9 protein-coding genes are annotated in these 9,844 nt (G+C 71.0%); 3 read left to right on the forward strand and 6 right to left on the reverse strand.

What is annotated here, in order from left to right; translation table 11 throughout:
- Nucleotides 1-13: 13 nt before the first annotated feature.
- The 3 genes from ACO0LU_RS04230 (at nt 14) to ACO0LU_RS04240 (ending at nt 3,489) form a co-directional block, all read left to right on the forward strand.
- Nucleotides 14-1,177, forward strand: a complete 1,164-nt coding sequence (locus ACO0LU_RS04230; RefSeq protein ID WP_424790159.1) for an FAD-dependent oxidoreductase — start codon at nt 14-16, stop codon at nt 1,175-1,177.
- Nucleotides 1,178-1,277: 100 nt separating this feature from the next.
- Nucleotides 1,278-2,318, forward strand: coding sequence for a 3-isopropylmalate dehydrogenase (locus tag ACO0LU_RS04235; RefSeq protein WP_424790160.1), 1,041 nt, complete (start codon nt 1,278-1,280; stop codon nt 2,316-2,318).
- Between the two features lie 70 nt (nt 2,319-2,388).
- A complete protein-coding gene (locus ACO0LU_RS04240) occupies nt 2,389-3,489 on the forward strand; it encodes a branched-chain amino acid aminotransferase (RefSeq protein WP_424790161.1) in 1,101 nt (366 codons plus the stop codon).
- A gap of 28 nt (nt 3,490-3,517) precedes the next feature.
- Here the strand turns inward: ACO0LU_RS04240 and ACO0LU_RS04245 are convergent, their stop codons facing one another.
- The 6 genes from ACO0LU_RS04245 to ACO0LU_RS04270 all read right to left on the reverse strand — a co-directional run bounded on the left by ACO0LU_RS04245 (nt 3,518) and on the right by ACO0LU_RS04270 (nt 9,672).
- Complete coding sequence (locus ACO0LU_RS04245; protein ID WP_424790162.1) at nt 3,518-5,260, reverse strand: bifunctional 3'-5' exonuclease/DNA polymerase; 1,743 nt, start codon at nt 5,258-5,260, stop codon at nt 3,518-3,520.
- A 132-nt stretch (nt 5,261-5,392) separates the two neighbouring features.
- Nucleotides 5,393-6,793, reverse strand: coding sequence for an FtsX-like permease family protein (locus ACO0LU_RS04250; RefSeq protein WP_424790163.1), 1,401 nt, complete (start codon nt 6,791-6,793; stop codon nt 5,393-5,395).
- Entirely contained in the window at nt 6,790-7,620 is an 831-nt protein-coding gene (locus ACO0LU_RS04255; RefSeq protein WP_424790164.1) for an ABC transporter ATP-binding protein, read from the reverse strand. The genes ACO0LU_RS04250 and ACO0LU_RS04255 overlap by 4 nt, the downstream gene beginning before the upstream one ends.
- 139 nt (nt 7,621-7,759) lie before the next feature.
- Nucleotides 7,760-8,212, reverse strand: a complete 453-nt coding sequence (locus ACO0LU_RS04260) for an SRPBCC family protein (RefSeq protein WP_424790165.1) — start codon at nt 8,210-8,212, stop codon at nt 7,760-7,762.
- A 197-nt stretch (nt 8,213-8,409) separates the two neighbouring features.
- Nucleotides 8,410-9,483, reverse strand: a complete 1,074-nt coding sequence (locus tag ACO0LU_RS04265) for an IS110 family transposase (protein WP_424790193.1) — start codon at nt 9,481-9,483, stop codon at nt 8,410-8,412.
- 6 nt (nt 9,484-9,489) lie between these two features.
- The gene (locus ACO0LU_RS04270; protein ID WP_424790166.1) at nt 9,490-9,672 is read right to left on the reverse strand and encodes a hypothetical protein; all 183 of its coding nucleotides are present in this window, start codon (nt 9,670-9,672) and stop codon (nt 9,490-9,492) included.
- Nucleotides 9,673-9,844: the final 172 nt, after the last annotated feature.

The following is a 9,844-nucleotide window of genomic DNA, read 5'->3' on the forward strand; positions in this document are numbered from 1 at the left end:
GCCGGGCGCGCAGATGAGACCGGCCGGTGGCGCCCTCGACCACGACGTGGTGGTGATCGGTGCCGGACTGGCCGGTGCGGCTACCGCGTGGCAGGCCGCCGGCCGCGGCCTGAACGTGCTGGTGCTGGAACAGTTCGGCCCCGAGCATGCTCGAGGCTCCTCCCACGGCAGCGCCCGGATCGTGCGGCGCGCCTATGCCGATGCCCTTTACACACAGTTGACCGGGCGTGCCTTCGAGTTGTGGCGCGAGGCCGAGCTCGCTGCTGGGGCAACCCTGCTGAACCACCTCGGCGCCCTGGACTTCGGTCCGGACAGGCGGGTGGACCAGATCGTGGCGAACCTCTCCGGCGCCGGCGTGGCACACGAGGTGCTCAGCCCGACCGAGGCGATGCACCGCTGGCCGGGCATGGTCTTCGACACCCCGGTGGTGCATCACTCCGAGGCGGGCACCGTGGACGCCGAGACAGCGGTCACCACCTTCCTGGACCTCGCCCGGGGACATGGCGCCCAGGTGCGGTTCGACCAGCCCGTGACCGGTGTCAGCGTGGCGAGCAACCACGCCAGCGCCACCGTGCGCCTGGGCGAGCAGGAGATCCGAACCCGGGCCGTGGTCATCACAGCGGGGGCGTGGCTGCCGGACCTGACCAGGGGCATGGTGCTGGATCCGGTTCTCCCGGAGTTGGCGATCACCCAGGAGCAGACGTTCCACTTCCCGCGCACCGATCCCTCCCAGGACCCGTGGCCCAGCACCATCCACGCCGCCGAGGGGTTCGAGATCTACCACCTCTCCGGCGGCCGCGACGGCGGCTCCGGCCTGGACCGCAAGGTCGCCGAGCACCATCACGGCCGGCCCACCAGTGCCACCGGTCGCGACGGACTCATCGATCCGGCCGGAACGGAACGGGTACTGGCCTACGTACGCCGATGGCTGCCCGGCCTGCATCCCGAGCCGGCCAACGCCACCACCTGCCTGTACACCACCACGCCGACGCAGAACTTCCTGGTCGACCGGATCGGACCGGTGGTGCTGTGCTCGGCCTGTTCGGGACACGGCGCCAAGTTCGCCCCGCTCATCGGGGAGTGGACGACGGCGCTGCTCACCGGGACCGGTCGGGTCCCCGAACGCTTCGCCCTGGCCGCCCACGGCCCGGGAGCGAGACGGAGCTGGTCGCTCTGAGGCGCGCCCGCTCGCCCGCCGGACATCGGTGACCCAGCCAGGCGCTCAACTAGCGAGACGTTCCGTCCGAACCGTGGGACCGGTGCGCTACGGTGGGGCCATGTCGCGCACTATCAAACTCGCTGTCATCGCCGGGGACGGAATCGGCCGGGACGTCACCGGCGAAGCCCGCAAGGTTCTGGACGCCGTTCTGGCCGGCAGCGGCGTCACGGTGCAGGCAACCGAACTCGATCTGGGCGCGGGGCGCTGGCACGCCACCGGAGAGACGCTCACCGAGGCGGACCTGGAGACGATCAAGGCCCATGACGCCATCCTCCTCGGTGCCGTCGGTGACCCCTCGGTGCCCAGCGGTGTGCTGGAGCGGGGACTGTTGCTGCGGCTTCGGTTCGAGTTGGACCACTACGTGAACCTGCGCCCGGCCAAGATCTTCCCGGGCATCCCCTCGCCCCTGGCCGATCCGGGCCAGGTGGACTTCGTCGTCGTCCGGGAAGGAACCGAAGGTCCCTACGTCGGCAACGGCGGGTCGGTGCGCACCGGCACACCCCAGGAGATCGCCACCGAGGTCAGCGTGAACACCGCGTTCGGGGTGGAACGGGTGGTCCGGGACGCCTTCGCCCGCGCTCAGGCCCGGCCCCGCAAGAAGCTGACCCTGGTGCACAAGCACAACGTGCTCGTGCACGCCGGGCACCTGTGGCGGCGCACCGTGGACGCCGTCGGGGCCGCCTACCCCGAGGTGGCCGTGGACTACCTGCACGTGGACGCCGCGACCATCTTCATGGCCACCGACCCGGCCCGGTTCGACGTCATCGTCACCGACAACCTGTTCGGGGACATCATCACGGATCTGGCTGCGGCGATCGCCGGCGGGATCGGACTGGCTGCCTCGGGCAACATCAACCCCACCGGTGCACACCCCTCGATGTTCGAGCCGGTGCACGGCTCGGCCCCCGACATCGCCGGGCAGGAGAAGGCCGACCCCACCGCGGCGGTGCTGTCGGTGGCGCTGATGCTGGCACACCTGGGCCTGGACGATCAGGCCGAGCGGATCGAGCAGGCAGTCGCCGCCGACATCGCCGAACGCAGCGGCGCCCGCTCGACCTCCGAGATCGGGGACGCCCTGGCGCAGCGCGTCCGTGCCTGAGCCGTCGGCTGCTACCACCGCCCAGCCATGGGGGGTAGCGTGATCCCATCACGACCGGCGAAGGGGCACGATGAGTACCGAAACCACTGCGGCGACCTTCGAGGTGCGCCCCACCTCACACCCGCGCACGCAGACCGAGCGCGAGCAGGCCCTTGCCGACCTGAGTTTTGGCAAGGTGTTCACCGACCACATGGCCCGAGCGGTGTGGACGAAGGATGAGGGCTGGCACGACCACCGGGTGGAGGCCTACGGCCCGCTGAGCCTGGACCCGGCCACCGCCGTGCTGCACTACGCCCAGGAGATCTTCGAAGGGCTCAAGGCCTACCGGCACGCCGACGGCTCGGTGTGGACGTTCCGGCCCCACGCCAACGCCGCGCGCTTCGCCGCCAGCGCCCGGCGGCTGGCCCTGCCGGAACTGCGCGAGGCCGACTTCATCGGCTCGATCGAGGCGTTGGTGCGCACCGACACCGAGTGGGTGCCGGACTCCCCGGGCTCCTCGCTGTACCTGCGCCCGTTCATGTTCGCCTCCGAGTCGTTCCTGGGCGTGCGCCCGGCGCACCGCGTGGACTACCTCGTGATCGCCTCCCCGTCCGGGCCCTACTTCACCTCCGGTTTCAGCCCGGTCTCGATCTGGGTCACCACCGACTTCCATCGCTCCGGACCCGGGGGCACCGGCGCCGCGAAGTGCGGCGGCAACTACGCCGCCAGCCTGCTGCCCCAGCAGCAGGCCACGGACAACGGCTGCTCTCAGGTGTGCTTCCTGGACGCGGCCACCGGCACGTTGCTGGAGGAGTTGGGCGGGATGAACGTGTTCTTCGTCGACGCGGACGGCGCCGTGCACACCCCCGAACTCACCGAGACCATCCTGGCCGGTGTCACCCGCTCCTCGGTACTGCGGATCATGGCCGACGACGGCCGCACCGTGTACGAGCGCCGGTTGCCGTTCGCCGAGATCGCCGAGCAGATCCGCAGCGGGCACATTGTGGAGGCCTTCGCCTGCGGGACCGCGGCGGTGGTCACCCCGATCGGCCAGTTCAAGGGCACCGGACTGGACCTGACGGTGGGCGATGGCGGGCCCGGTGCGGTCACCACCGGCCTGCACGCCAAACTCACCGACGTGCAGTACGGGCGTGCCGAGGACACCTACGGTTGGATGCACCGGCTGGCCTGAGCGCAACCGGCTGTCCTATGCCACCTCGTCAGGCCGCCTGGTCGTAGTCGGTGACCACGGACACGCTCAGCGGGAAGTCCACCGCGGTCTGCCCGAACATCAGCGTGCCGGCCGCCGTGGCTGCTGCCCGGACAGCCTCGGCGGCGGCCTCAGCCTGAGCCTGCGGTGCGTGCACGATCACCTCATCGTGCAAGAAGAAGACCAGGTGGGCACCGCCGCCGGCAATGACACGGTCGCCACCGGCGTGGCCGTCGAGTTCTGACAGCCGACGACGGATCTCGCCGAGCCAGCACAGCGCCCACTCCGCGGCGGTGCCCTGCACCACGAAGTTGCGGGTGAAGCGGCCCCACTCCCGGGTGCGGCTGCGGGCGCGGCGTTGTGCCTCGGCATCGGCGTCGGGCTGGTTGGACTGCCGCTGCTGCTCCACCCACGCCGGGCCCGGGTCGGGACTGGTCCGTCCCAACCAGGTGTGCACCACGCCCCCGGCCTCCCCGGTACGTGCGGCGGTCTCGACCACGTCGATCGCCTGGGGGTAGGCCCGGCGCAACCGGGGCATCAGGGCGCCGGAGTCCCCGGTGGTGCCGCCGTAGAGGGCACCGAGCATCCCCACCTTGGCCGCATCGCGGGTTGGCACGACCCCGGAATCGACCAAGCCCTGGTAGAGATCGCCTCCGCGACCGGCGCGGGCCAGGGCCTGGTCCCCGGCCATTGCGGCCAGCACCCGGGGTTCGATCTGGGCGGCGTCGGCCACCACCAGGCGCCACCCGGCATCGGCTCGCAGGGCGCCGCGGACCTGCTTGGGTAATTGCAGTGCGCCCCCGCCGCTGGCGGCCCATCGGCCGGTCACCACCCCACCGGGGACGTACTCGGGCCGGAACCGCCCCTGGCGCCCAGCCGGGCCGTGTGGGTGGGGTGGGTGCACCCAGGCATCGAGCCACGCCCAGCCGTTGGCACTGAGCAGCCGGGCAAGCTTCTTGTACTCCAGCAGCGGTGCGATCACCGGATGGTCGATCCTGGCGAGTTCCCCCTTGCGGGTGGTGCGCACGTCCAGGCCCTGGACGCGCAAGGCTCGCAGCACATCGGCGGGCGAGTCCGGGTTCAGTGCCGGGGTGTCCAGGTGGGTGCGGATCCGTACGGTCAGTTCCTCCAACTTCGCCGGGCGCAGTCCCGGTCCCGGGCGGGGGCCGAGTGCGGCGGCGAGCAGTTCCTCGTGCACGGACCGGTCCCACGGCACCCCGTCGGCCTGCATCTCGGTCGCGACCAGGGCACCGACCGATTCAGCCGCCATCAGCAGCCGCAGTTTGCCCGGGGCCGGGTGAGCGCGGATGGCCTGGTCTTGCCGCGTGCGTTCAGCGTGCACCTGCGCCAGGGAGAACTCGTCGGCGCCGGTGGCGCCGACGTGATCATCGAAGAGCCTCTCACCCTGGTCGGTGACCGAGGCCACGGGGACTTCCACCGGTGTGCCCCAGGGGGAGTCGGGCCACTGTCGACCCGCTGGGGTGCGGCGCAGTATCGCGTGGCACAACCGCAGGTCCAGGCAGCGCCGCACCCGCACACCGGCGGGGAGCAGGACGGCGGCGGCCGCACGGGTGTCGGCCCAGATCCACCGGGGCGGGGTATGGGTGTGTTCGGACTCCAGCGCGGCCACCCGCGCCGGCAGTTCGGCGAGGGCCAGTCGTTCCGGTTCGGCCCTGCCGTGGCCGGAATCGCTGCGGTGCTGCACCGACTGCACCATCGCCGTCGGCCCTTGCACCGCAACCGCGATCTCCACCCGGCCTACTGTATCGAGGCGCCGAGCAAGCCGCGGGGATGTACCGCTACCTCCCGGGCGAGGCCGACGTGATCGGGATGCACCACATGGGTAGTGGCGTTGCGCCGGGCCGAGGCCCCCTGAGGCCGGAGTTCAGGCCAGCACGGTGCGCACCACCCGGGCGCCGACCAGGTTGCCCGCCAGCACCAGGAGGCAGACGGCCACCACACTGAGCAGGAACTGGATCAGCAGGGGCACCGAACTGAGCAGGCCGAACCCCAGGGCCGGCAGCATGAACACCAGTGCTGCCGCGGTGGCGATCAGCACGGCCGCCAGCAGCGGGATGGCCGTCTGGCGGAGCCGGGCCGCATGCATCACCGTCAGATCGGTGCCGGCCAGGTGCAGCGCACGGTACTGGGTGCGTTGGTCGATGATCCCTCCGGCCTGCATCACCCCGGTGGACACCGCCGCGAGCAGACCGGCGATCGTCAGGGTGAGCAGACCGCCGGTGGACAGGTCCGCCACGATCGGGTCATCGGAGCCGACGGAGTCGAACATCGCGGCCGCTGCGGTCAGCCCGGCGATGAAGGTGCACAGTGCCACCCCGCCGACACTGCGCCAGGCACCCTTGGGGTCATCGATGATCCGGCGGGCGGCGATCAATGTACCCACCGACCGGGCCCGGCGGGCACTGAGACGACCGACCAGGCTCATCACCCACGGTCCGAGCAGGTTGAGCAGGGCGAACCCACCGGCCAGGACCGCCACGAGCACCACGATCCCGGCCAACCCGTAGTGCACCAGAACGGCGAAGCAGGCGGCGAACAGCACCAGCGGCACCACGCGGGACCAGTGCAGCGGATTCGGTGTGTGCCGTGCGGCCACACCCAGCGGGGTGATCGCGACCTTCCTCAGGCTCGCACCGGCCGAGAGCATGGACACCAGCGCTACACCGGTGATGGTCAGCGCGAACACCCACCACTCCGGGACCAGTTCGGCGTAGGTGAAGGGTCGGTTCTGGAAGGTCACCGGCAGGACCAGGGGGATCAGTGCGAACACCCCGGCTGTTCCGATGAATGCTCCGGCCAAAGCCTGCACGGTGGCATCCAGGACGGTCATGACCGAGACCTGGGATGTGGTCGCACCGGCCAGGCGCAGGGCCGCGAGGCGTTCGTCGCGGCGGGCCATGGAGAGCCGGGCCGCGGCCCCGCCGAGGGTGATCAGCGGGACCAGCAGCAGTACCGAGGCGGTCCCGGCCAGGACCACGTAGAAGCCCTCATCGGAGTAGGGACCGCCGGCCTCGGCTCGCTGTTGGAACGCGCCGAAGCCACCCAGCACCAGGAGCAGCACGGCGGTGGTCACCGCGAAGGCCACCACCGCGAGCACCCCGGTGAGACGCTGTGGATCCGATCGGCCGGCGTCGCGGACGCGCAGCAGGCGCCACAGCCGTAGGGCCGAGCGCAACGAGCCGGCGGACGCGGCGGGCTCCGGCCCAGCGGACATGGCGATGCCCTGCGATTTCATGGTGACGGCCTGGTTGCCCGGCGCGGTCACGAGCGCACCCCTGGACCGTCCCACGGGCCGCTCGCAGCGGGATGGTGCTGGGACGTGCCCGCCTGCGCCGCCGGCGGCCAGGGTGGCGTGGCGGTGGCACCGGGTGGCGCGCCGGGCGGGGGATGACCAGGCTGCGGCTCGCCCGGCCCGGGCACGATCGACCCATCGCGCATGTGCACGGTGCGTGAGCACCACGCGGCCACCCCCGTGTCGTGCGTGACCACCACCAGCGCCGAGCCGGTCTCCCGGGTGGCGTGGGTCAGCACCGACAACACCTCATGCCCGGTCTCCTGGTCCAGGGCCCCGGTGGGTTCATCGGCGAAGATGACACCCGGGGCGGCGATGAGCGCACGAGCGATCGCCACCCGCTGGGCCTGACCGCCGGAGAGTTCCCCGGGCCTGCGGTGTTCCATCCCGGCCAGGCCGAGATACGCCAGCCACTGCCGGGCGCGCCCGACCGAGGCAGCCCGGGGGTGCCCGGCCAGTAACAGCGGCAGTGCGACGTTCTCCTCCGCGGGCAACTCCGGCAGCAGTTGCCCGGACTGGAACACGAACCCGAAGTCACGTCGACGCAGCACGGTGCGCTCGGCGTCGGACATCGCGCCCAGGTCCGTCCCTGCCCACTGCACCTGGCCGGCCGAGGCCACCAGCACGCCGGCCAGGCAGTGCAACAGGGTGGTCTTGCCGGATCCGGAGGGTCCCATGATCGCCACCGACTCCCCGGGAGCGATGTTCAGGTCCACCCCGCGCAGGGCGGTGGTGGTGTGCGGCGCAGTGCCGTAGGTCTTGGTCACGGCATGGGCGCTGAGGGTGCGTGCGGAGGTCATGGTGCCAGCGTGCCCGCGGACGGGGCGGCGACACATCAGCCGGCAGACCCCTCATCCTGGAGTGACGTCAGCCGGGCGGTGCAGGGGAAGGTCATACCGTGGTCTGACCCGAGAGAGCAGTCGTGGCGATGGTGCCGGCTCAGCGTCGGTGATGGGCGGCGAGCAGGGCGTCGATCGCGCGGCCGTACAACCACCGGGTGCTCGCATCGGAGATCCAGGAGCCCGGTGGTGGCAGGGGTACACGAAGCCGAAGGTGCTGTAGCCAGGTGATCGTGGTGCCGGTGGCGGTGGGGCGCACCTGCACCACCGAGTAGCCGGAGAGGATGCGACCCACCTTGCGCACGTGGAACTCGCCGCCGCGGCCGGCCCTCGGAGGCTCCCAGTGGGTGATCCGCATCGGGTCCTCCAGCAGGAACGGCCCCAGGCGGGTGCGCGCGATGAAACGCCAACCCGCACGGGGGGAGTTCGGCGAACCCGGCTCGCACAACACATAGGTGAAGGGCATGACGGCGCCGTGGCCCGCGAAGTCGGTCAGCGCGGCCCATGCCTCCTCGGGCGTGAGCCGGGTGTGCCGATCGATCGTGACGGACATGGTGCCAGTCCACCACGGCCGGCCGGTCGGGGCATCTGTGGGCGCGAGGTGGTCCTGGACGTCCTGGAAGCGCGTGAAGCGGACCAGGATGGCACTCACCGGCGCCGGTGAGTAGCCGCCGGTCCGTGGGCAGCCGGCCGCGCCGGGAAGGGTGGCTGGGCACGCCCTCCGGGCCGCGATGATGCTCCTATGGGCTGTCAAGCGGCGAGGAGCCATTCGCGGTAGCGGTTGGCGAGGTCGTCGTCGCGGCGTTTGCCGCGTTCGATGGTGGAGATGTGAGCGGGCCAGACGTTGAAGTGGTCCGCGATGGTCTGCAGGGTCATTCCCTTGGCGTGGCGCAGCGGGCGTAGGTCATCGACCTGCGGCACGGGTTGGGGGTGGACGATGTGGTGGTAGACCTCGCGGGCGACGGCGCGCTTGAGGTAGCGCATTACCTCCTTGTCGCTCTTTCCCTGAGCGGTGCGTTTGGCGATGTAGGACCGGGTGCGGGGGTCGCACGTCATGCGGACCAGGATGATCTGGTGCAGGGCGGCGTTGGCCTGGCGGTCACCGCCGGGGTTGAGGCGGTAGCGGGTGGTCTTACCCGAGGACGCAGGAATCGGGGCGGCGCCGCACAGGGCGGCGAAGGAGGCCTCGCTGGTGAGTCGGTCGGGGTTGTCGCCGGCGGCGATGAGCAGCGGGGCGGCGGTCACCGGCCCGATGCCGTGGGCGGCGCGCAGAGCGGGGGCAACGCGGGTGACCAGGGTGTCGAGGTCGGTCTCCAGTTCGGTGATCTCGGTGGTCAGGGCGCGGTGGCGGCGGGCGAGGTGGCGCATTGCCGTCAGGGTTGCCGGTTGGATGCCCTCGGTGGCCGGCCCGGGGCGCACGGCGGCGAGCTGGGCGTGTAGGTCGGCGTCGTTCAGGCCCCGGAAGCGAGCACGTAGGGCCTCGGGGGCGGTGACGAGCAGGCTCTTGATCTGCACGGCCGCCGCGGTGCGGGCCTTGAGGGCCGAGCGGCGCGCGATGGTCAGCACGCGGATGGCCTCGGCATCGCCATCGGCGTTCTTCGGGGTGGGCAGGTCATGCCCGGCGAGCACCGTGTGGGCGGCGGCGTAGGCGTCGATCGGGTCGCTCTTGCCACGCAGACGACGGACCTGACGGGTCGGGCGGATCGCCTCCACCACGACTACTCCGCCCTGGCGCAGGAACCGGGCCAGTTCGGCGCCGTAGGAGTTGGTCCCTTCCACCCCGATGGTGGTGATGCGGCCCAGGCTGGTGATGAAGGAGAGCAGGTCGCGCTACCCCTGGCTCGTGGTCGGGAACTGTGCATCGCCCAGTCGTGCACCGGTCGTGGCGATCACCGCCACGTGATGGGTCTCGGCGTGGGTGTCCACGCCGGCGATGACATCGATCAGTTCACTGGTCATGATGGTGGTGCCTTCCTCTAGCGGGACAGGCACACCGGCCAGGTGGGCAGACAAGACGTTGATGGGACTTTTGGTCGAGCTCCTATTAGGTCATGTCCACCTGGCCGGCATGCGCTTTACATGCCCCGGCGCAGGCCGACGGATCATGTCAAGGACCACCCCAGAGGGGGCGTCAGTCAGTGCCTGGGTCAGACCTCGCCGAAGCCCTTCCATCATCAACGTCAGT

The organism is Pseudactinotalea sp. Z1748, from assembly GCF_049725185.1.
Taxonomy (GTDB): Bacteria; Actinomycetota; Actinomycetes; order Actinomycetales; family Beutenbergiaceae; genus CALKWS01.

Excerpts from the sequence above, each read along its gene's own strand:
- ACO0LU_RS04255 (WP_424790164.1), bottom strand. The coding sequence starts at position 7,620 with ATGACCTCCGCACGCACCCTCAGCGCCCATGCCGTGACCAAGACCTAC.
- ACO0LU_RS04260 (WP_424790165.1), bottom strand. The coding sequence starts at position 8,212 with ATGTCCGTCACGATCGATCGGCACACCCGGCTCACGCCCGAGGAGGCA.
- ACO0LU_RS04235 (WP_424790160.1), top strand. The coding sequence starts at position 1,278 with ATGTCGCGCACTATCAAACTCGCTGTCATCGCCGGGGACGGAATCGGC.
- ACO0LU_RS04240 (WP_424790161.1), top strand. The coding sequence starts at position 2,389 with ATGAGTACCGAAACCACTGCGGCGACCTTCGAGGTGCGCCCCACCTCA.
- ACO0LU_RS04230 (WP_424790159.1), top strand. The coding sequence starts at position 14 with ATGAGACCGGCCGGTGGCGCCCTCGACCACGACGTGGTGGTGATCGGT.